Source organism: Antarctobacter sediminis, from assembly GCF_019218285.1.
Taxonomy (GTDB): domain Bacteria; phylum Pseudomonadota; class Alphaproteobacteria; order Rhodobacterales; family Rhodobacteraceae; genus Antarctobacter; species Antarctobacter sediminis.
In genome coordinates this window covers 1,507,273-1,526,633 of sequence record NZ_JAHUZG010000001.1, presented here as the reverse complement: position 1 = coordinate 1,526,633, position 19,361 = coordinate 1,507,273, and the positions used below count along the sequence as shown (strand labels likewise).

The window sequence follows — 19,361 nt, the reverse complement described above, 5'->3', positions numbered from 1 at the left end:
ACCGCCTGAATGGAGACCGCCATGCACGCCTACATCCCTTACGGGGCCTATTGGAGCACGCCCTTTGCCCGTTGGCAGGGAGAGTTCGCCGATCTGCACGCGATGGAATTTGCCGCACATGTTACGCGGGCGGCGCTGGCGGAGCGAGACTTGCCCGTCGAGGCGTTTGATTTCGCGGCCTATGGGCTGACGGTGCCACAGTATCGCAGTTTCTACGGTCTGCCGTGGTTTACCGGGATGATCGGTGCGGAACGGTTGACCGGGCCGACCGTCAATCAGGCCTGTGCGACCGGGGCAAGGCTCTTGGCGACCGCAGCGGGGGAGTTCGCCATTGGCGCTGCCCGCTCTGCGCTGTTGGTCTCGGGGGATCGGACTTCGAACAGCCCGCATGTCTATTACCCTGCGCCCGGCGCTCCGGGTGGCACGGGCCAGAGCGAAGATATCGTTCTGGAGAGTTTCAACAAGGACCCCTTCGCCCGATGTGCCATGGTCGATACCGCCGACAACGTGGCGTGCCGTGTGGGGATCGACACGGCGGAACAGCATGAACTGACCCTGCATCGGCAGGCCCAGTACGAGGATGCGCTGAAAGACGACCGGGCATTTCAGAAACGTTACATGGCGGCGGCTTTTGCTGTTCCCGACGCCCGGTTTCGCAAGACGGTCAAGACGATCAGCGGCGATTGCGGGGTATACCCGGCCTCACCAAACAAGATGGCCGCGCTGAGACCGGTGCGCGAAGGCGGCAGCGTAACCTTTGCCGCCCAGACCCATCCGGCGGACGGCAATGCTGGGCTGGTCATGGTGGCGGAGCCGGACAGGGCGCGCGACATGGCCACACGAAAAGATGCGCCATTGGTGCAGCTTCTGGCCTTTGGCCAGTCGCGCGAGGATAGGGCGCATATGCCGGCCGCCCCCATCGACGCCGCTCGGCGGGCACTGGAGCGCGCGGATCTGGCGATCGGGGACATGGATGTTATCAAGTCGCACAACCCGTTTGCTGTCAATGACATCGCTTTTGCCCGCGCCTTTGGAATCGATTGGCGCAGGATGAACAACTTTGGCAGTTCGCTGATCTGGGGCCATCCACAGGGGCCGACAGGCCTGCGTGCCATCATCGAAATGATCGAAGAGCTAGAGTTGCGCGGCGGTGGATACGGTCTTTTTCACGGCTGTGCGGCTGGCGATTCCGCCATGGCGCTGATCCTCAAGCTGGGCTGAAAGAGAAGTCGCAGAACTGTCATTTTCTGCGCGACAGAGGGCTTGCGCTGTCCGGGGCGTGCTGCTAGGAAGCCGCACGGTTCGGGGCGGCGACGTCCCGCAGCCGTCGGAGTGCCGCCTTAGCTCAGTAGGTTAGAGCGCTTGATTGTGGATCAAGAGGTCCCCCGTTCGAGCCGGGGAGGCGGTACCATCTCCAAGCTTTACATTGTCAGTTGGGTTTTGCCCTGCGCAAGGACTGACCTCCGGCGCGGTTTTCCGCGTGGGGATGTGAACTGGGGCTCAGTTGGGACCTGGTGAGGTCCAGAGTGCTGCCCACACTGAAAGAAAGGGTATCCCCGAGCCGCGAAAGAGGCCCAACGCAGGCCGTTGTCCAACGGCATGGGGTGACGCGCAAAAGTAAGTGGGATATTGGAGGCGAGTACCGGAATCGAACCGGTGTACACGGATTTGCAATCCGCTGCGTCACCACTCCGCCAACTCGCCAGAGTGGAGGCCTGATTAGGCGGAACGGCGGGGGGCGTCAAGCGGGTATCTTGCAAAAGATTCCACGGGTCACTGGGTCACATTCTCAAAGTTTGGTCCCTTGGGTCATTGCTGCTTCACAGCAGTTGTGGCACAAGCTACAACAGGTTCTGAACGAAAGAGTTTAGTACATGACAGACTTCGCCACCCGCCGCCGCATGATGGTCGACACTCAGGTTCGCCCGTCCGACGTTACGGAATTCCCGATCATCGACGCCATGCTCAGCGTCCCGCGCGAGGCATTTGTGCCCCGTGACCGGATTGAGGCTGCCTATGCCAGCGAGCATGTGGACCTTGGAGAGGGCAGGGTGCTGCTGGACCCGCGGGTGTTTGCCAAGATCCTCGATGCGCTGAACCTGACCAACAGCGACCTCGTGCTGGATATCGGCGCGGGCTATGGGTATTCCTCAGCCGTTGTTGCGCGGATCGCCGAGGCGGTGGTCGCGGTCGAAGAGGCAGAGAGCCTTGCCGACGAGGCGCAGGCCCTGCTGACGGAACATCATGCGGACAATGTTGTCCTGCACACCGGTGCGCTGACGCAGGGTGCCGAGGAACATGGTCCCTATGATGCGATCCTGATCGAAGGCGGTGTCGAAGTTCTGCCCCAGGGGATCGTGGCGCAGTTGAAAGAAGGTGGCCGTATCGCGGTCATCTTCATGGAAGGTGCCCTTGGAACGGTGCGCATCGGCCATAAATTGGACGGACAGATCAACTGGCGCTTTGCCTTTAACGGAACAGCGCCGATCATGCAGGGTTTCGAGAAAGCGGCTGAATTCGCCCTCTGAGGATAACAGGGGCAGGGCAGGCCGCGCGCGGACAGGACATTGGGGACAGCGGTGCTGGGCAGAATTCGCAAGACATGTATTCGGGGGGCGACCGGCGTCGCCCTGATGGTGGCAATGGCTGCACCGTCCTGGGCGGAAACCCTGGCCGATGCGATGACCAAGGCCTATCTGAACAGCGGTTTGCTGGAGCAGAACCGGGCCACCTTGCGCGCCGCGGATGAGGACGTGGCCCAAGCGCTGGCCGAACTTCGCCCGGTGCTGAGCTGGGCGGGCAACATCAAGCGTGAGTATGGATACAGCGGTCGCTTTAGCGCCACCACGGGGGCTTTTGTCGAAAGCGGCAGCTTTTCCAACACTGCCAGCTTCAACCTGATCGCATCGATCACGCTTTATGCCGGTGGCCGCAACAAGCTGGGTCTTGATGCCGCCAAGGAACAGGTGCTGGCAACGCGGGCGCAGCTGGTGGCTGTCGAGCAGCAGGTTCTGTTGCGGGCGGCTGCGGCCTTTATGAACATCCGCCGCTTTGGCGAAACCGTGAACCTGCGGCAGAACAACGTGCGCGTCATCCAGCAGGAGCTTCGCGCGGCACGTGACCGCTTTGAAGTGGGTGAGGTGACACGCACCGATGTGGCTCTGGCCGAGGCGCGCCTAGCGCAGGCCCGCGCCGCGCTGGCCGCCGCGCAGGGGGATCTGCTGGTGGCCGGTGAGGAATACCTTGCAGCGGTGGGTGACAAACCCCGCAATCTTGTGAACCCCCGTGCCCTGCCCAAACTGCCGGCGAGCGTCGCAGAGGCCAAGAAGCAGGCTCTGCGCCAGCACCCGGAACTGATTGCCCAGCAGCATGTGGTCACCGCGACCGAATTGGCGATCCTGATCGCCAAAGGGGCCAAGAAGCCCGTGGTCAGCCTTGAAGGCAGCTATGGCGTCACCGAGAGCTTTGACGACCGCACCTTCTCTCGCGGGGGGAGTGTGACCCTTGGCGCCAGCGGCCCGATCTATTCGGGCGGGGCGCTCGATTCGTCCCTGCGTCAGGCCATGGCGAACCGTGACGCCAGCCGGGGTCAACTGCATGTCGTACTGACCCAGATCGAACAGAACGTCGGTCAGGCCTACGCCAACCTGCGCGTCGCCCGCGCCAACCGCACCTCGTTCGAACAGCAGGTCCGCGCCGCGACAGTGGCTTTCCAGGGCGTGCGCGAAGAGGCCAAGCTGGGCGCGCGTACCACGCTGGAAGTGTTGGACGCGGAACAGGAACTGCTGGACGCGCGGGCCAGCCTTGTCGGGGCGCAGGTGGATGAGGCAATCGCCGCCTATCAGGTCCTGTCCTCTCTGGGCTTGCTGACGGCCGAGGCGCTGCACCTTGACGTGCCGTCCTTCGATCCGGCGGCCTATTACAATCTGGTCAAGACCGCCCCGATGAAGCGCTCCAAGCAAGGGGCCGAGTTGGACCGTGTTCTGAAGGCGCTGGGAAAAGAGTAGTTTTTTCTGCGTCTGTTGTGCGGGGCCCCGCTTTGCGGGTACACTCTGACCCGAGGCAAGAGTGGCAGGAACAATGTCAGATCCCGTAACGAACGTCGAAATAGAGGATGTGCTGTCCTCGATCCGCCGCTTGGTGTCCGAGGAAGGGCGACCAAGATCGGAATCGACTGCGGCTGCGCCGGACCGCCTTGTCCTGTCGCCCGCGTTGCGCGTTCCCGAGGTCGATGAAAGCGCTGTTCCGCCCCATACTGACGAACCGGCCACGGTTCTGCCCCTGCACGGCAGAGAGATCCCGGAAGAAGCGGGGCCAGTAGAAGACGCGCTGGTGCTGGGCGCGGATACGGCACCCGCGGTCTATGCGCCTGAGGTTAATGATTGGCCACAGACGCAAATCGCCGAGGGCCACGATCCGGACCATGCCGAAGGCCCGGAAACCGCTTTGGACGCGATGGAAGACCCCGCCGCTCCTCTATCCGCTGAGGTCGCGGACGCGGAGGCGTTTCTTGCGGATCGCGCTTCTGAGGTCTCGGAGGCCCTGCCAGAGGATCCAACGCCAGAGGATTTGGCCGAGGCCGAACAGATTGCCGCATTGCGGGACAGTCTGAACGACATCCTCGATCCGGCCGAGGCGACAGCACCTCAACCCGGTTTGGCCGCTGATTATGACGATTGGGCCGAAGACGGCGAGCCTTTGGATCTTTTGCCCGAGGCCGAGGCCTTGGACGACTCGCTGGAACAAAAGATTGCCACGCTGGAGCAGATGCTTCAGCGGCAGTCCGAAGACTGGTCGCCGTCACCGGAGGCAGACGAACCCGTTTTGGCCGATGGTCTAGCGGACGAAGATGCCGACCCGATCAGCGGTCTGGAAGAGATGATTTCGGCAGCAGCGGAAGCTGCGGCAGTGGACATGGTCGCGCAGGAGATCGAGGCGCTGCCCAACGCAGAACTGCCCGAGCCCGAGCCCGAGTTCGCATCTGAACCGCTGGACGCGCCTGAACCGCAAATCGGTCCGGATTCCGAGACAGCTCAAGACCCCGACGTTGCGCCAGAGCCTGACGCCGCCCCGGACGCCGAAACAGAGCCAAAGCCGGCATTTGTGCGCCATGTCGCCCCTGCTGAATCGCTTGACTGGGAAGATCACGCGCCAGCGCCCGAGAGTGCAGAAGCCGATCGCTTGCCCGTTGCAGAGGCCGAACAGCCGACGGCGGTGGCCGAGCTCAGCGAAGAGGCCTTGCAGGCCATGGTGTCTGATATTGTCCGGCGCGAGTTGCAGGGTGCCTTGGGTGAACGGATCACCCGTAATGTCCGCAAACTTGTCCGGCGCGAGATTCATCGCGTCCTGATGAGCCAGGATTTCGATTGACGGCCCTGACGCTGCGCGCGTTTTAGCAGTCCCCCGCACCCCATCGTTTGCCCATGAAAAAACGCGCCCGCGAAGGGGCGCGTTCAATCACAGTTGTCGTTCTGTCAGGTCAGGCCGCTTCGGCCTGCTGTGCGGCATGGCGGCGTTCGCTTTCCTCGCGCGACAGCGCGACGGAGGTCCGAACACCCTTGGCAACAAATTCCATCAGACCGGAAACGACACGCTCATTGGGGTCAATCCCGGCGCAGGACAGCACTTCACGGCCATCCCGCGAGCGGGCCCAACGGGCGATCTGCTCCGGACCATTGCCATATTTCTTGTCGTCGGCGATTGCATCGTCGAGGGCAGCCAGCACCACGGCCGCGAACAGCTTGCGAGCGCGATTGCCTTGCTCAGCGTTGAAAGCGGTGCTGTCAACGAAATCCTTCATGTGTCGACCTTTGATTATTGCTCTTGTGTTTTTTGGCGTAACGCGGGTTATGGCGTATTAGTTCCGATTCGGATACCCCGATCTTGCATAGCTCCTATGCTAGATGCGCATAACTTTCTGCAAGTGCAGCACGAAATACGTTGTCTTGCCAGTCGCTAACAGGCCAGATATAGGAACCGGCAACTTATCATCAACCTTTTGACAAGGTTTTGCCCATGCCCAAGATCAACGGTAACGAAATCCGCCCCGGCAACGTGTTGGAGCATAACGACGGTCTCTGGGTCGCGGTCAAGGTCGACCACGTGAAGCCCGGCAAGGGCGGCGCTTTTGCCCAGGTCGAGATGAAGAACCTGCGCAACGGGTCGAAGCTGAACGAACGTTTCCGCAGCGCCGACAAGGTCGAACGCGTGCGTCTGGAACAGAAGGACATGCAGTTTCTTTATGAAACCGATGGCATGCTGACCTTCATGGACACCGAGACTTTCGATCAGGTCGAACTGCCTGCCGACATCCTTGGCGAACGCCGCCCCTTCCTTCAGGACGGTATGACCATCGTCGTGGAATTCTACGATGCCGAGGCGCTGAACGCGACGCTGCCGCAAAAGGTCACTTGCCAGGTCGCCGAGACCGAGCCGGTTGTCAAAGGTCAGACCGCTGCCAACAGCTTCAAGCCCGCCGTTCTCGACAACGGCGTCCGCATCACCGTTCCGCCCTTCATCGCGCAGGACGAGATGATCGTCGTGAACACCGAAACCATGGAGTATTCGGAGCGCGCCTGACCTCGGGGCCCGCGCGCACATACCCCGGAACTTGCCGGGGGTGACACTATAGACAGATCGAAGGCCTCCGGCGCAACGCCAGGAGGCCTTTTTCATGATCGACACCGCAAGTCACAGCGATATTCCCGCGCTGGCCGAATTGCTTTTTGCGCTGAATGCGCATCACGCGACGGACCTGCCCGGGCGCTTTCACAAGGACGGCGCCTTGCCCGAACTGGAAAGCTTCTTGTCCGACAGGTTGACGGGCGGCGCCCGTGCTCTGATCTACAGAACCGAAGGCGTGGCCCGTGCCTACCTGCTGTGGCAGATCCTTGAACGACCGGCCTCGGCACTGGAGCACCCGGCGCGCATGGCACTTCTGGACCATATCTACGTGGCGCCGATCTGGCGGCATCGCGGGCTGGCACGGCGGCTGATCGCGCGTTTTGAAAACGACATCCGCGAAGAGGGCTGTGAGGGGTGGCTCACCCGCGTTCATGCCTTCAATACGGCCAGCGCGGCGATGATGCAGGGGGCAGGCGCGCAGCTGTCCGTGCAGACCTTTGAAAAGCGGCTTTAGGACGGGGCAGGGGGACGGCCGGGGGCGGCGTGCCCGGCCGCGCTGCCAGATCAGCCGTTATAGCGCACCACGGCATCCCCGGCTGTCATCTCGCCCTTGGCGCGGTCGAACCGGAGGTAGGCAATGCCCCGCCCGCCAGATTGGGTGTATAGCGTGCCGGCCGGTTTCTCTCCGGCCATGATCTCGGTCCCGACGGGGGCAGTCCCGTCAACCTCGACCAAGGCCAGTCCCTTACGCAGTTCCGTCTTGTGTTTCATCCGCGCGGTGACTTCCTGCCCGACATAGCAACCCTTGCGGAAATCCACGCCGTTCAGCCGGTCGAACCCGGCCTCGAGGATAAAGCTGTCCGGGGTCAGTTCCACGCCAGCCTCGGGCACACAGGCGGCGACGCGCAGTGCGTCCCAGTCCGTGGGTTGGTCCGGTTGTCCGGCATAGCCGCGCCAGCCCAGCGACGGATCGCGGGGATCGGCATGCGCGCCCTCGGGCGGCGTGCCCGTGCCCCGGCTGACCGTCAGGTCTGTGTCTTGGATCTCGATCGGCGATCGCAGCTTGTACATGGTCAGACGCTGCTTGATCGACGGTGCCAGCGCCGCTGGCAGGTCAATCAACACGTCCTGCCCGTCAGGCACGAGGAAGAAATCGGCAAGATACTTGCCCTGCGGCGTCAGCAGCGCGGCATAGACCAATCCCTTGTCCAGCCCGGCCACGTCATTGGTCACCAACCCTTGCAGGAAGTCGCGCGCCCCGGCGCCGCGCACCCGCAGAACCTTACGCATTTCATCAGCCATTTGCTTTTCCTTTTCCTTCACGAGGGCATATAGGCGTCTAGGCAACTTGCGAACAGGCCCATGCGCGCACCGATTTCCATTGTCATACCCACGTTCAACGCGGCCTCGGGTCTGCCCACCTGTCTGGGGAGCCTTGGCGAAGGGCTGCAAGAGGGGCTGATCCGCGAACTTGTGATCAGCGATGGCGGCTCTACGGATGATACCCTGCGCATCGCTGAACAGGCAGGGGCGCGGATCGTCAGCGGGACACCGTCGCGCGGGGCGCAGATCCGGCGTGGAATCGCAGCGGCCGAGGGCGACTGGTTTCTGATCCTGCACGCCGACACCCGGCTGGCCGAAGGATGGACGCAGGCGGTCTTTCCGGTGCTGATCGACCCGGGGGCGTGGCATTTCCGTCTGGCTTTTGATGCCTCGGGCCTGTTGCCCGCATGGGTAGCAGGCTGGGCTAATCTGCGCTCGCGCCTGTTTCACTTGCCTTACGGCGATCAGGGCCTGTTGATCGACCGCGGAACGCTGGAGGCGGCAGGCGGCTTTCCCGATCTGCCCTTGATGGAGGATGTGGCGCTGGCGCGTGCGCTGGGGCGCGACCTGCGCGCCTTGCCCGCGCTGGCCGTGACATCGGCAGAGAAATACCAGAGGCAGGGCTGGCTGTGGCGCGGGGCACGTAACCTGACCACGCTGGCCCGCTATCTTGCGGGGGCAGATCCGCAGGCGCTGGCACGCAGCTATCGCCGCTAGCCGGGCAGGGGTGTCAGCCCGCGCTGTCGAATTGCAGCCGGTACAGCGCCGCATAGGCGCCGTCCTGCGCGATCAGCGCGTCATGAGTGCCTTCCTCGACCACGCGCCCGGCATCCATCACCACGATCTTGTCGGCGTTGCGTACGGTGGACAGGCGGTGCGCGATCACCAGAGTCGTGCGCCCTTCGGACAGTTTTTCCAGCGCGGCCTGAACGACGGCCTCGGACTGGGCGTCCAGCGCGCTTGTGGCCTCGTCCAGCAGCAGGACGGGCGTGTCGCGCAGCAGGGCGCGTGCGATGGCCACACGCTGTCTCTGGCCACCCGACAAGCGCGACCCGCGCGGCCCTACCTGCGTGTCCAGACCGGCGTCGAGACGCGGCAGAAAGTCCGAGACATGCGCTGCCTCCAACGCGGCGGTCAGGTCGGTCTCTGACACTTCGCGATCCAGAACGATATTGTCGCGCAGGGTTTCGTCGAACAGCAGTGCCTCTTGGCTGACGACGGAAATCATGCCGCGCAGATCCGTCAGCCGCAGCGCGGTCACGGCGGTGCCACCGATGTCAACCGTCCCGGATTGCGCATCCGCCATGCGGGTCAAGAGGTTGAAGACCGTGGATTTCCCCGCCCCCGAGGCCCCCACCAGGGCGGTTGTCTGCCCCGGTGCGGCCTCAAAGCTCAGCCCACGCAGAACCTGCGTATCGCCAAAGCGCAGGTTGACCTTGTCCAGCCGGATGCCGGGCACGCCCTTGGGGGCGGGCAGGGGGTTTTCAGGGTCGCGCAGGGCCGGTTCGGTGCTGAGCAGTTCGATGATCCGCTCGATCGAGGCCGCGGCCACCTGCCAGACACCCGATACCGCGCCCAGACGGCGCAGCGGTTCAAAGGCCAGCCCGATGGCGGTGAAGAAGGCCATGAAATCGCCAACGGTCTTTTCCCCGGCGAGGATCTCTCCGCCGCCGAAATACAGAACGCCGACAAAGCCGATGCCGGACATGATGTCGATCAAACCGGGCAGCGAGGCCTGCCCCGCTGCCGAGCGCGTTTCTGCGCGAATACGTTTGCGGGTCAGGGCGCGGTATTTTCCGGCCATCCAGCGTTCGAGCCGGTTCAGCTTGACCGGGGTGATGCCGTGAAAGACCTCGTTCAGGCGTGAGGACAGGCGCGCGGCGATGTCACGGACCTCGCGCGCATTGCCCCGCACAAAGCGTTGCAGCAGAACCGAGGGGAAGATCAGCAGCGGCACACCGATAAGCGCGACCAGTGTCCAGCGCCAGTCGATCAGCAGGGCCACCCCGAACAGCGAGAAAAGCGCCACCACGTCGCGCCCCGCGCCGGTGATCAGCGTGCTCCAGACCTTGGCGATCGAACCCACGTCCCCCTCGATCCGCTGGATCAGGTATCCGGGACCATGGTCATGGTGAAACCCGGGGTCCAGCCGCATCAGGTGTTCCAGCATGTCCTGCCGAATGTCGCCCATCGACATTTGCGAAACCCGCGTCAGCAGCACTTTCTGCACCACGCTGGCCACCGCCCTCACGGCAAAGATCGCAAGCACCGCCAGACCGACCCAGACCAGGGCATCCGCGTTTCCTCCGACAAAGACATCGTCGAACATCGGTTTCATCATGTAGCTGAGCAGTCCGAACATGCTGCCTTCGACCGACATGAAGATCATCGCCAGAGCCATCAGCCCGGCGTAGCGTTTCAGGTAACGCTGCCACAGCCAGAGGAACAGGCGTTTGGTCTGCGGGGGCTGGGCCGGTTGATCAGCCACCCATCAGCTCCCGCGCGCAGTCGATCTCGGGACGGCGGGCCTCCCATGCGGGCTGGATCGTCTTGGCGTGATATTCGGTGCGGATCCAGTGTTCAAAGCCGATCTCACCCAGTTGCTGGCGCGCCTCAAAGACCCGCAGGATGTAGTCCTGAACGCCGGTTTTGGTGAAATCGAGGTGGATATAGCGAAGGCTCAGCTGTTTCTTGGCCGCTTCGATCGAGGCGCCCTCGAAGACCAGCAGGTACATGGCCGCGACGAATCCGGCCCGGTCCGCACCGGACTTGCAGTGGAACATCATCGGCTTTTCCGCCGCGCGCAGGGCGTCGATCACCGCGACGATCCGTTTGCGCGGGGCCGCTTCGCGCGCCCAGAGCTTGGCATTGACCAATGTCATGCCAAGCGCCTCGACGCTTTCTTTCTCAAAGAGGTAGTGCGCGAAACGGTCTTCGCCGCGCAGGTTCACCACGGTCTTGATGCCCATGGCCGCATAGCGTTCGAACCGGCGGTGCGTTGGCTGGTTCGACCGATAGACGCCGGGGGCGATCTGAAAGAAATTGGTCCAGAACACGCGCAGAAAGGCGTGGTCGAACAGGTGGTAATGCAGCTTGGCCCGACGCCGCGCCGCAGGGGTCGAGATATCCGTGCCGAAAGAGCGGCGCAGCTTGCGCTCCGCGTGGTCCAGCCTGTTCCAGAGTTTTGCCAGCATGCGCGAAAGGGTCTCCAGCGTTCAGTCGCGCGGTTTACGCGGCATTCTCCGGCCTGTCCAGCGAGGGCACGTATTGACGGCAGGACGGCGCCCGCTAACGTCGCGCGGAATTTTGCAGGAGTCGCCAATGTCACTGTCCCACGGTCGCCCCCATATGGCTTTGCCCGGCCCGTCGATGATGCCCGACCGGGTGCTTCAGGCGATGCATCGCCCGGCCCCTGACATCTATGCGCCCGAATTGCACCAGATGGTGGCCGGGCTGGTCCCGGACCTGCGCTACGTGGCTCAGACCGAGGGCAACGTGGCCATGTACATCTGCAATGGGCACGGCACGTGGGAGGCGGCGTTGTCCAATTGCATCGCCCCGGGTGAGGCGGTGCTCGTGCCCACGACCGGGGCCTTCGGCCATGGCTGGGCTGAAATGGCGCAGGGCATCGGTGCCGAGGTGCAGATCATCGATCACGGCCGCACCACCCCGATTGATCCCGAACGCCTGCGTGCCGCCTTGCTGGCGGATAAGGATCAGCGGATCAAGGCGGTGCTGGCCGTTCATGTGGATACCTCGTCTTCGGTGAGGTCCGACATTGCCGCGTTGCGGGCGGTGTTGGACGAGGTCGGGCACCCGGCGCTGTTGATGGCGGATTGCATCGCCTCGCTTGGTTGTGACGAATTCCGCATGGACGCCTGGGGCGTCGACGTAATGGTCACCGGGTCGCAGAAGGGACTGATGGTGCCGCCGGGCATGGGGTTTGTCTTTTTCAACGCCCGCGCCGCCGAGGTGCGCCGCGCCATGCCGCGGGTCTCGCGGTACTGGGATTGGGGGCCGCGCGCCGAACCGGAGATGTTCTACCAGTATTTCGGCGGTACCGCGCCCACGCACCACCTTTATGGACTGCGCGCGGCTCTGGACATGGTCCGCGACGAGGGGATGGAGGCGATCTGGGCGCGCCATGCCCGGCTTGCACGGGCTGTCTGGGCGGCGGGCGAGGTCTGGGCGCAGGAGGGGCCGTTCCGGTTGAACGTGGCCGATCCGGCGCATCGTTCCCATGCGGTGACGGCGGCGGAACTGGGGGCGCCGCTGGGCGACCGGTTGCGCGCCTGGTGCCGCGACGAGGCGGGGGTTGCCCTGGGCGTCGGCTTGCGCGTGGGCGACCCCGAGGATCCGACCGGGTCGGGCTATTTCCGGTTTGGTCACATGGGCCATGTCAATGCGCATGGCATCCTTGGCCTGATCGGCGTCGTCGAGGCCGGTTTGACCGCGCTGGAGATCCCGCACGGGGTGGGGGCGCCAGAGGCCGCCGTCCGCAGTCTGACGGCGTGAGGGACGGGTTTCGCCTCGCCTGCGGCGAGGCGACCGGCGCGCGCCCTTCGGGCGCGCGAAAGGGCGTTTCCGGGGAAACGCCTTGTTGCTTCTTGAACTCACCAAAGAACAAGCCCCGGGCCGGTGCCCCGGATCCATCCTGTCGCTGATTGAGGCCTGAACCAGACCCTCTGGCGCTGCAAGGGCAAGCCGAGCTGCGCTCGGGGCTGCGCCCCCTTGCAGAGCCAGACGCTTTGGTTCCGATCGGCCTCAGCGACAGGATGGCTCCGGAGAACAGGCCCTTGCGGCCCCTTGTCAGATCTCTTGCAGGGTGCCGCCGTCGAGCCGCAGGCGGCGGTCCATCTGGGCGGCAAGGTCGAGGTTATGCGTGGCGATCAGCGCCGAGAGGCCGGTTTCGCGCACCAGCGTCATCAGCGCGCCGAACACCCGGTCCGAGGTCGATGGGTCGAGGTTGCCGGTGGGTTCATCCGCCAGCAGCAGGCGCGGCTGGTTGGCCATGGCGCGGCAGAAGGCGACCCGCTGTTGTTCGCCGCCGGACAGGGCGGCGGGGCGGTGCGCGGCGCGGTCCCTGATGCCGACGCTGTCCAGCAGGTCCAGCGCGCGGGTTTTGGCGGCTTGGCGTCCGGCGCCATTGGCCAGTTGCGGCAGCACGATGTTTTCAAGCGCGGTGAACTCGGGCAGCAGGTGGTGGAACTGGTAGACAAAGCCCACATCCGCGCGCCGTACCGCCGTGCGCCGCCGGTCGCTGCGGCCCTGCATGGCCTCGCCGCCGATCTCGACCGCGCCGCTGTCGGGCGTGTCCAGCAGCCCGGCGATATGCAGAAGCGTCGATTTGCCGGCCCCGGAGGGGGCCACCAGCGCCACGACCTCGCCCCGGCCGACGCTCAGGTCGATGCCGCGCAGGACCTGCACCTCGTTCGGCTGGCCCTTGTTGTAGCTTTTCTCGATGCCCGAGAGGCGCAACACGGTGTCATTCATAGCGCAGCGCCTCTACCGGGTTCATCCGGGCGGCGCGGCGCGCCGGAAAGATCGTGACGATGAAACTCAGCCCCAACGACAGGCCCACAGCCGACAGGACGTCCTTGAGGTGCAGTTCGGCGGGAAGGGCATAGATGCCCCGGATCGAGGGATCCCAGACCCCGCCGCCGGAGAGATAATTCACGGCGGCAAAGATCGGGTCGATGTAGATGGCAAAGAGGCAGCCCAGCACAACGCCCATGGCGGTGCCGAGCAGACCGGTGAAGGAGCCACAGATGAAAAAGACCCGCATGACCGAACCTTCGGTCAGGCCCATGGTGCGCAGGATGCCGATGTCGCGGCCCTTGTTCTTGACCAGCATGATCAGCCCCGAGACGATGTTCATCGTCGCGATCAGGACCAGCACCGACAGGATCACGAACATCACGTTGTCCTCGATGTCCAGCGCCCGCAGGAAGCCGCTGCTGGCGTCCTGCCACGTCCAGACCAGCGCGCCGGGACCGGCGGCCTGTCCGATGGCGCGGCTGAACCGTTCGACGTTTTCCGGGTCGGTTACGGTGATTTCCAACTCGTCCGCCACGCCTTCGCGGTTGAAATACAACTGGGCCTCTTCGAAAGGCATGTAGACCCGCGTGCGGTCGATGTCATAGCGCCCGGCCGTAAAGATATAGGTGATCTGATAGCTTTTGACGCGCGGGCTGACGCCGAAGGCGGTCTTGACCCCGTTGGGCGAGATCAGGTCGATCTTGTCCCCCAGTCCGACCCCCAGCATCTGTGCCACGCCGGACCCGATTGCGATGCCCATGTCGAAATCGACGATATTGCCGATGCCGGTTTCCATGTCGGCGATGCGCGGGATCTCGATCAGGTCGTCCTTGGCGATGCCAAAGACCTCGACGCCCGCGTTGCGCCCCTGACCCGAGGCCATGACCTGCCCCTTGACCAGCGGGGCCACCCGCGTCACGCCGTCGACCGTGCGCACCTTGTCCGCCATGGCGGCATAGTCGGGCAGGGTGCGTGTCGGCACGCCGTTCTCGTCCGTGCGCTGGATGTGGTAGACGGTCGCATGCGCATTTGCGCCGACGATCGTATCCACGAACTCGGCCCGAAAGCCCGAGCGCACCGCCAGCGTCGCGATCAGCGCAAAGACCGCCAGCATGATCCCGATCAGCGAAATCCATGTCATCACCGATACGCCGCCTTCGGCGCGTTTGGCGCGCAGATAGCGCCATGCGATCATCCACTCGAAAGGGGCGAAAGGGGGCGGCTGGCGCGTCATCGGTGATCTTTCTTGTCCTGCTCGCGGCGGAAACTGGCCTTTTGCCCGGTCGGGGTCAAGCAGCGCCGGATGCGGCTCAGCGGGCAGTCGCCGGTTGTGGCCTGTCCCTCACGATCTTATCCTGCCCGCAAACATAGGGGAACACGCCATGCCCGACCTCAGCCGCCTGACCGAGGCCCAGATCCGCAAGGCCGAGGCCGAGGGCAAGCTCAGCAACCTCGAAGGTGAGGGCAAGCCGTTGCCCCAACGTCCGGGGGATGCGCTGATCGACCCGGGCGAGGCCGTCGGATTCCGCATCATGGCCGAGGCCGGGGCCCTGCCCGAAGAGGTCGGGCTCAAGGCGCAACTGGAGGCCGCCCGCGCCGACTGGCAGGCCGCCAGCGATCCGGCGGACAAGAAGCGGTTGATGGCGCGGATTGCCGATCTTCAGATGCGCTACGAGATTGCCCGCGACGCAAGACGCAAATTCATGAAGTGACGCAAGACGCAAATTCATGAAGTGACGCAAGACGCAAATTCATGAAGTGACGCAAGGCGCAAATTCATGAGGTGACGCGAGGCGCAAATTCATGCGTTGACGCCGGGGCCGGGCGTTTCATAAATGCCCCATGACCGGACCTCGTTACCCTGATCTTATCGCCGCCCTGCCTGAAACCGTGCCTTTTGTCGGCCCCGAGGTGCAGGAACGCGCCCGTGGCGTCGCCTTCAAGGCCCGTCTTGGCGCGAATGAAAGCGTCTTTGGCCCGTCGCCCTTTGCCATCGCCGCGATTCAGGACGAGGCAGCCGAGATATGGAAATACGCCGATCCGTCGCATCTGGACCTGAAAGGCGCGATTGCCGCCCATATGGGCTGTGCCCCGGACAACATCCTGATCGGCGAGGGCATCGACGGGCTGCTGGGCTATCTCGTGCGCCTGCTGGTGGCCGAGGGGGATGCGGTTGTCACCTCTGACGGGGCATATCCCACGTTCAACTACCATGTCGCGGGCTTTGGCGGCGTGCTGCACAAGATCCCCTATGCCGGCGATCACGAGGATCTGGGCGGGCTGATTTCCAAGGCCGCCGAGGTGGATGCCAAGCTGGTTTACCTCGCCAATCCGGACAACCCGATGGGAAGCTGGCACAGTGCCGCCGCGATCGAGGCCGCGCTGGACAACCTGCCAAAGGGCTGCGTTCTGGCGCTGGACGAGGCTTATATCGAATTTGCCCCCGAAGGCACCGCGCCCGCCATCGCCTTTGACGATCCGCGCGTTGTGCGTCTGCGCACCTTTTCCAAGGCCTACGGCATGGCGGGCGCAAGGATTGGCTATGCCATCTCGGCGGCGCCGGTGATCCGTGCCTTTGACAAGATCCGCAACCATTTCGGCATGAACCGTATGGCGCTGGCCGGGGCGCTGGCCGCTCTGGAAGACCGCGAATGGCTGGACGAGGTGATCCGCCTGACCGCAGAGGCACGCGACGAGATTGGCCGCATCGCGCTGGCCAACGGGTTGATGCCCTTGCCCTCGGCCACCAATTTCGTGGCCGTTGATTGCGGGCAGGATGGCGATTTCGCCCGGGCGGTTCTGGCCGGTCTGATCGAACGCGGTGTCTTTGTCCGTATGCCCTTTGTCGCGCCGCAGGACCGTTGTATCCGCATCAGCGCGGGCCGGGCCGAGGATCTGGCCGTTCTTGAACAGGCTCTGCCCGAAGCGCTGCAAGCTGCCCGCGAAAGCACCGGCAGCTAGGGATTCGACCGGCTACACGGCATTTTTTGGCCAAATCGCGAAATCCTGACCTGACTTGGCACGTCGCTGCGCTATCCTGTCGCAGGGAGGCACCCAAGCGCAGGAGGCACAGTGATGGACAACCGTCACCCGCAATCGGTCGAGGATTACACGACGGCCAACATGATCCTGATTTTCGTGAACCTGTTATGGGTTTTCATCGCGATCTGGTCTTACTGGGGGCTGGGGACGGTCCTGTTGCTTGCCTTGCTGCTGAACCACCTGATCACGCGGCTGGAAACCACGCGCCGCCGTCGGGATGCGCGGTTCGACAAGGTCTGACCACGGCTTGCCGCACCTGGGCCGGGGGCATTAGGCTGGCAGGACTGACGACGCAGGAGCCACTTCATGCCCCGGATCGAAATCGCCGAGATCACTCGCCTTTCCGAAACTGCCTTGGCGCGACACGGGGCCAGCGCCGAAATCGCCGCCGAAATGGCCCGCGCCATCGGTTGGGCCGAGGCGCGCGGCAATCGGATCTGCGGGCTTTACTACCTCGAAAGCTATTGCCAGCAATTACAGTCGGGCCGCGTTGACGGGCAGGCGGTGCCGGTCGTGACGCGGCCCCGCAGCTCCGAAATCCGCGTGGACGCGGCGCATGGCTTTGCCCAACCGGCGTTTGCGGCGGCGCTGCCTGCCGCGCTCGGGGCCGCGCGTGAAACCGGGGTGGTCACGCTGGCGCTGCACCACGCTCATACCTGCACCGCGCTGGGCTATTTCTGTGAACAGATTGCCCGGGGCGGCGCGCTTGGGTTGGGGCTGACAAATGCTTCGCCCATTGTTGCCGCGCCCGGCGGCAAGACGCGGGTCATCGGCACCAACCCGATTTCCTTCGCGGTGCCGGACGGGCAGGGCGGTGTGGCGATGATCTTCGATCAAAGCACGACCACCGTGGCGCTGGGCCGGATCACCATGGCCAAGGCGGCGGGCGAGGCGATCCCCGAAGGCTGGGCCGTTGACGCCGAAGGCCACCCCACGACCGACCCGGAAGCCGCGCTGGCCGGATCACTGACCTCGGCAGGAGGCTACAAGGGCTGGGGCTTTGGCCTGATGGCCGAAATCCTCGCGGCCTGCCTTGGGGGCGGGGTGCTCAGCGCGGATGTGAAACCGCTCAAGGCGCCGCAGGGGGCGCCGCATGACCTTGGCCAGTACTTCCTGTTGATCGACCCGGGGCAGGGCGATTTCTTTGATCGGTTGGCGGCATTGGCGCAGGTGGTCACACAGGACGAGGGCGCCCGGATGCCGGGGGCGGGCCGGGTGCCCTCGGACAGCGCCGATCTGCCCGAACCGCTGTGGCAGCAGTTGCAGGACTTGGCCGGCGCGGGGTGAAACCTGTCCCGGGCTTGCCCCGGGACCTCTGGGACCGGTCACAGGCGGCGCAGGACGTGCAGAACCGTCCGCAGGTGGGCAGGCTCAGGCCCTCTGGGTGATCCAGACGCCCAGCATCATCACGCCGATCCCCGTTGCGCGGGTCAGGCTGAGAGGTGAGACCCGCGCTCCGAACAGCCCGAAATGGTCGATTGCCGCCGCGCTGATCAACTGGCCCACAAGCACAAAGAAGATCGCGTTGCCAACGCCGAAATGCGGCGCGATGAACGTCACCGACAGGACGTAAAAGGCCACGAGACAACCGCCCAGAAACAGGTGGCGCGGGGCGGTCAGCAAACCGCTCATACCGCGCCCTCCGGTCGCGGCCCAGACCGCCAGCGTGGTCAGCATCGCGACGCAGAACAGCACCACGGCTGCCGCCGCCGGAGAGCCAAGGCGCTGGCCAAGCGCGGCGTTCAGCGCCGCAAGTGTGGGAATGCCGATCCCGGCCAGCAGCATGATGATGGCATAATGAGTCATTCGTGGGTCTTTCATGACGGCAAGTAGAAGGTGGCGCTGGCCGCCGCGACGGGTACACCGTCGGGCAGGCGCTCCAGCAGGGCCTCGGCAAAGATCATCGCCCGCCCGCCCTTGATCACCCGCGCAGTGCAGCGAACGGAGTCACCCTTGGCGGCGCTGAGGAATCGGGTTTCAAGATTGGTGGTCGCCACGGGTTTGAACCCGCCCAGATGTCCGGCACAGGCAAAGACCATCGCGGTATCCGCCAGCGTGGCCAGCGCTTGCCCGCAGACGATGCCGCCAACGCGCGCGATGTCCGGCCGGATCGGGATTTCCAGCACCGCCGCCTCTGGGTCGATCCGGGTGATGCGCGGATGCAGCGCCTGCACCCATGCTGCGAAATTCTCTTCCAACAACTGCTGCGCGGTGGCAGGATCGAGCATGTGGATCTCCTGTCTTTCCGGCGCAACTATGACCGGAGGCGCGGGCAGTGTCACCCATCTCTGGCTGCGGCACAGATCCCGGGGCGACAGGCCGCCCCTGACAAAAGACCAGGAACGGAGCGGGACATGTATTTCAAGGCCCTTGCCAGTGTGGCGCTGATCGCGGCCACAGCCTGCACGCCCTTCTGGGACGCGCGAACCGGTGCCAGCCGCAGCTGGTTCAGCCCCTCTGCCGAGGCTGTCGAACCGGAGCCGGGCGCGCGAATCTACGCTGCCAACTGCGCCTACTGCCACGGGGCGTCCGGGCAGGGCGACGGGGCGCTGGGGGCGGATCTTCCGGTTCCCCCGCCGGATCTGACGCGGTTGTCCAGCGCCAACGGTGGCATCTTTCCCGCCGAACGGGTGCTGGAAACGATACACGGGTATCCGGGCAAGTTCCACCGCGGCTCCATGCCCGAGTTCCGGGACGAGTTGAGCAGCCCCGTGGTGGAATGGCGCGCCCCCTCGGGAGAGGTCATCATGACACCCAAAGGGTTGCTGGACGTCCTGACCTACGTGGAAGCTCTGCAAGAGACAGGTGACGGTTGAGCACCGCGAGGGGGCTTG

At 64.4% G+C, this 19,361-nt stretch carries 21 protein-coding genes and 2 tRNA genes; 14 read left to right on the top strand and 9 right to left on the bottom strand.

Annotated features, from left to right (window positions below):
• Positions 1-21: 21 nt before the first annotated feature.
• Positions 22-1,221, top strand: coding sequence for a thiolase family protein (locus tag KJP30_RS07380; RefSeq protein ID WP_218448320.1), 1,200 nt, complete (start codon positions 22-24; stop codon positions 1,219-1,221).
• Between the two features lie 113 nt (positions 1,222-1,334).
• Positions 1,335-1,411: transfer RNA gene (locus KJP30_RS07375), tRNA-His, on the top strand.
• Positions 1,412-1,630: 219 nt separating this feature from the next.
• Here the strand turns inward: KJP30_RS07375 and KJP30_RS07370 are convergent.
• Positions 1,631-1,704, bottom strand: a tRNA-Cys gene (locus KJP30_RS07370).
• Between the two features lie 170 nt (positions 1,705-1,874).
• Here KJP30_RS07370 and KJP30_RS07365 point away from each other — a divergent pair.
• The 3 genes from KJP30_RS07365 to KJP30_RS07355 all read left to right on the top strand — a co-directional run bounded on the left by KJP30_RS07365 (position 1,875) and on the right by KJP30_RS07355 (position 5,370).
• Positions 1,875-2,528 carry a protein-L-isoaspartate O-methyltransferase family protein gene (locus tag KJP30_RS07365; RefSeq protein ID WP_218448319.1) on the top strand — a complete coding sequence of 218 codons (654 nt, stop codon included), beginning with the start codon at positions 1,875-1,877 and terminating at the stop codon, positions 2,526-2,528.
• A 105-nt stretch (positions 2,529-2,633) separates the two neighbouring features.
• Positions 2,634-4,007 carry a TolC family outer membrane protein gene (locus KJP30_RS07360; protein WP_218448462.1) on the top strand — a complete coding sequence of 458 codons (1,374 nt, stop codon included), beginning with the start codon at positions 2,634-2,636 and terminating at the stop codon, positions 4,005-4,007.
• A 73-nt stretch (positions 4,008-4,080) separates the two neighbouring features.
• Positions 4,081-5,370, top strand: a complete 1,290-nt coding sequence (locus KJP30_RS07355) for a hypothetical protein (RefSeq protein WP_218448318.1) — start codon at positions 4,081-4,083, stop codon at positions 5,368-5,370.
• A 109-nt stretch (positions 5,371-5,479) separates the two neighbouring features.
• Here the strand turns inward: KJP30_RS07355 and KJP30_RS07350 are convergent, their stop codons facing one another.
• Positions 5,480-5,800: a DUF6280 family protein gene (locus KJP30_RS07350; RefSeq protein ID WP_218448317.1), complete on the bottom strand. Its 321-nt coding sequence runs from the start codon at positions 5,798-5,800 to the stop codon at positions 5,480-5,482.
• A 215-nt stretch (positions 5,801-6,015) separates the two neighbouring features.
• Here KJP30_RS07350 and efp point away from each other — a divergent pair, with 215 nt between their 5' ends.
• Together efp and KJP30_RS07340 are read left to right on the top strand one after the other, a co-directional pair.
• Positions 6,016-6,579 carry an elongation factor P gene (efp, locus tag KJP30_RS07345; protein ID WP_218448316.1) on the top strand — a complete coding sequence of 188 codons (564 nt, stop codon included), beginning with the start codon at positions 6,016-6,018 and terminating at the stop codon, positions 6,577-6,579.
• A gap of 94 nt (positions 6,580-6,673) precedes the next feature.
• On the top strand, positions 6,674-7,138 hold the full coding sequence (locus KJP30_RS07340; RefSeq protein WP_218448315.1) for a GNAT family N-acetyltransferase: 465 nt from the start codon (positions 6,674-6,676) through the stop codon (positions 7,136-7,138).
• Positions 7,139-7,188: 50 nt separating this feature from the next.
• Here the strand turns inward: KJP30_RS07340 and ygfZ are convergent, their stop codons facing one another.
• Entirely contained in the window at positions 7,189-7,926 is a 738-nt protein-coding gene (gene ygfZ / locus KJP30_RS07335) for a CAF17-like 4Fe-4S cluster assembly/insertion protein YgfZ (protein WP_218448314.1), read from the bottom strand.
• A 60-nt stretch (positions 7,927-7,986) separates the two neighbouring features.
• On the opposite strand from ygfZ, the gene KJP30_RS07330 reads away from it, so the two are divergent.
• Positions 7,987-8,664, top strand: a complete 678-nt coding sequence (locus KJP30_RS07330) for a TIGR04283 family arsenosugar biosynthesis glycosyltransferase (RefSeq protein WP_218448313.1) — start codon at positions 7,987-7,989, stop codon at positions 8,662-8,664.
• 13 nt (positions 8,665-8,677) lie between these two features.
• Here KJP30_RS07330 and KJP30_RS07325 read toward each other — a convergent pair whose 3' ends face one another.
• Positions 8,678-10,348 (bottom strand): ABC transporter ATP-binding protein, encoded by a 1,671-nt coding sequence (locus tag KJP30_RS07325; protein WP_218448461.1) that lies wholly within the window; start codon positions 10,346-10,348, stop codon positions 8,678-8,680.
• 79 nt (positions 10,349-10,427) lie between these two features.
• Positions 10,428-11,141 (bottom strand): phosphatase domain-containing protein, encoded by a 714-nt coding sequence (locus tag KJP30_RS07320; RefSeq protein WP_218448312.1) that lies wholly within the window; start codon positions 11,139-11,141, stop codon positions 10,428-10,430.
• A 127-nt stretch (positions 11,142-11,268) separates the two neighbouring features.
• Here KJP30_RS07320 and KJP30_RS07315 point away from each other — a divergent pair, with 127 nt between their 5' ends.
• The gene (locus KJP30_RS07315) at positions 11,269-12,462 is read left to right on the top strand and encodes a pyridoxal-phosphate-dependent aminotransferase family protein (protein ID WP_218448311.1); all 1,194 of its coding nucleotides are present in this window, start codon (positions 11,269-11,271) and stop codon (positions 12,460-12,462) included.
• 294 nt (positions 12,463-12,756) lie between these two features.
• On the opposite strand, the gene KJP30_RS07310 is transcribed toward KJP30_RS07315, so the two are convergent.
• Both KJP30_RS07310 and KJP30_RS07305 read right to left on the bottom strand, forming a co-directional pair.
• Entirely contained in the window at positions 12,757-13,440 is a 684-nt protein-coding gene (locus KJP30_RS07310; protein ID WP_218448310.1) for an ABC transporter ATP-binding protein, read from the bottom strand.
• The gene (locus tag KJP30_RS07305) at positions 13,433-14,719 is read right to left on the bottom strand and encodes a lipoprotein-releasing ABC transporter permease subunit (RefSeq protein ID WP_218448309.1); all 1,287 of its coding nucleotides are present in this window, start codon (positions 14,717-14,719) and stop codon (positions 13,433-13,435) included. The genes KJP30_RS07310 and KJP30_RS07305 overlap by 8 nt, the downstream gene beginning before the upstream one ends.
• Positions 14,720-14,867: 148 nt before the next feature.
• Here KJP30_RS07305 and KJP30_RS07300 point away from each other — a divergent pair, with 148 nt between their 5' ends.
• The 4 genes from KJP30_RS07300 to KJP30_RS07285 all read left to right on the top strand — a co-directional run bounded on the left by KJP30_RS07300 (position 14,868) and on the right by KJP30_RS07285 (position 17,814).
• Positions 14,868-15,197: a DnaJ family domain-containing protein gene (locus tag KJP30_RS07300; protein ID WP_218448308.1), complete on the top strand. Its 330-nt coding sequence runs from the start codon at positions 14,868-14,870 to the stop codon at positions 15,195-15,197.
• Positions 15,198-15,327: 130 nt separating this feature from the next.
• Complete coding sequence (locus KJP30_RS07295) at positions 15,328-16,446, top strand: pyridoxal phosphate-dependent aminotransferase (protein ID WP_218448307.1); 1,119 nt, start codon at positions 15,328-15,330, stop codon at positions 16,444-16,446.
• Between the two features lie 114 nt (positions 16,447-16,560).
• Positions 16,561-16,767 (top strand): histidinol phosphate aminotransferase, encoded by a 207-nt coding sequence (locus KJP30_RS07290; RefSeq protein WP_218448306.1) that lies wholly within the window; start codon positions 16,561-16,563, stop codon positions 16,765-16,767.
• Between the two features lie 66 nt (positions 16,768-16,833).
• Entirely contained in the window at positions 16,834-17,814 is a 981-nt protein-coding gene (locus KJP30_RS07285; protein ID WP_218448305.1) for an Ldh family oxidoreductase, read from the top strand.
• An 84-nt stretch (positions 17,815-17,898) separates the two neighbouring features.
• On the opposite strand, the gene KJP30_RS07280 is transcribed toward KJP30_RS07285, so the two are convergent.
• Together KJP30_RS07280 and KJP30_RS07275 are read right to left on the bottom strand one after the other, a co-directional pair.
• The gene (locus KJP30_RS07280; protein WP_218448304.1) at positions 17,899-18,333 is read right to left on the bottom strand and encodes a DMT family transporter; all 435 of its coding nucleotides are present in this window, start codon (positions 18,331-18,333) and stop codon (positions 17,899-17,901) included.
• An 11-nt stretch (positions 18,334-18,344) separates the two neighbouring features.
• Positions 18,345-18,755 (bottom strand): PaaI family thioesterase, encoded by a 411-nt coding sequence (locus KJP30_RS07275; protein ID WP_218448303.1) that lies wholly within the window; start codon positions 18,753-18,755, stop codon positions 18,345-18,347.
• 126 nt (positions 18,756-18,881) lie between these two features.
• On the opposite strand from KJP30_RS07275, the gene KJP30_RS07270 reads away from it, so the two are divergent.
• Complete coding sequence (locus KJP30_RS07270; protein WP_218448302.1) at positions 18,882-19,343, top strand: c-type cytochrome; 462 nt, start codon at positions 18,882-18,884, stop codon at positions 19,341-19,343.
• The last annotated feature ends 18 nt before the right edge of the window (positions 19,344-19,361 follow it).

Coding starts and splice junctions, on each gene's coding strand:
- KJP30_RS07380 (WP_218448320.1), top strand. CDS start 22: ATGCACGCCTACATCCCTTACGGGGCCTATTGGAGCACGCCCTTTGCC.
- KJP30_RS07365 (WP_218448319.1), top strand. CDS start 1,875: ATGACAGACTTCGCCACCCGCCGCCGCATGATGGTCGACACTCAGGTT.
- KJP30_RS07360 (WP_218448462.1), top strand. CDS start 2,634: ATGGTGGCAATGGCTGCACCGTCCTGGGCGGAAACCCTGGCCGATGCG.
- KJP30_RS07355 (WP_218448318.1), top strand. CDS start 4,081: ATGTCAGATCCCGTAACGAACGTCGAAATAGAGGATGTGCTGTCCTCG.
- KJP30_RS07350 (WP_218448317.1), bottom strand. CDS start 5,800: ATGAAGGATTTCGTTGACAGCACCGCTTTCAACGCTGAGCAAGGCAAT.
- efp (WP_218448316.1), top strand. CDS start 6,016: ATGCCCAAGATCAACGGTAACGAAATCCGCCCCGGCAACGTGTTGGAG.
- KJP30_RS07340 (WP_218448315.1), top strand. CDS start 6,674: ATGATCGACACCGCAAGTCACAGCGATATTCCCGCGCTGGCCGAATTG.
- ygfZ (WP_218448314.1), bottom strand. CDS start 7,926: ATGGCTGATGAAATGCGTAAGGTTCTGCGGGTGCGCGGCGCCGGGGCG.
- KJP30_RS07330 (WP_218448313.1), top strand. CDS start 7,987: ATGCGCGCACCGATTTCCATTGTCATACCCACGTTCAACGCGGCCTCG.
- KJP30_RS07325 (WP_218448461.1), bottom strand. CDS start 10,348: ATGGCTCTGGCGATGATCTTCATGTCGGTCGAAGGCAGCATGTTCGGA.
- KJP30_RS07320 (WP_218448312.1), bottom strand. CDS start 11,141: ATGCTGGCAAAACTCTGGAACAGGCTGGACCACGCGGAGCGCAAGCTG.
- KJP30_RS07315 (WP_218448311.1), top strand. CDS start 11,269: ATGTCACTGTCCCACGGTCGCCCCCATATGGCTTTGCCCGGCCCGTCG.
- KJP30_RS07310 (WP_218448310.1), bottom strand. CDS start 13,440: ATGAATGACACCGTGTTGCGCCTCTCGGGCATCGAGAAAAGCTACAAC.
- KJP30_RS07305 (WP_218448309.1), bottom strand. CDS start 14,719: ATGACGCGCCAGCCGCCCCCTTTCGCCCCTTTCGAGTGGATGATCGCA.
- KJP30_RS07300 (WP_218448308.1), top strand. CDS start 14,868: ATGCCCGACCTCAGCCGCCTGACCGAGGCCCAGATCCGCAAGGCCGAG.
- KJP30_RS07295 (WP_218448307.1), top strand. CDS start 15,328: ATGACCGGACCTCGTTACCCTGATCTTATCGCCGCCCTGCCTGAAACC.
- KJP30_RS07290 (WP_218448306.1), top strand. CDS start 16,561: ATGGACAACCGTCACCCGCAATCGGTCGAGGATTACACGACGGCCAAC.
- KJP30_RS07285 (WP_218448305.1), top strand. CDS start 16,834: ATGCCCCGGATCGAAATCGCCGAGATCACTCGCCTTTCCGAAACTGCC.
- KJP30_RS07280 (WP_218448304.1), bottom strand. CDS start 18,333: ATGACTCATTATGCCATCATCATGCTGCTGGCCGGGATCGGCATTCCC.
- KJP30_RS07275 (WP_218448303.1), bottom strand. CDS start 18,755: ATGCTCGATCCTGCCACCGCGCAGCAGTTGTTGGAAGAGAATTTCGCA.
- KJP30_RS07270 (WP_218448302.1), top strand. CDS start 18,882: ATGTATTTCAAGGCCCTTGCCAGTGTGGCGCTGATCGCGGCCACAGCC.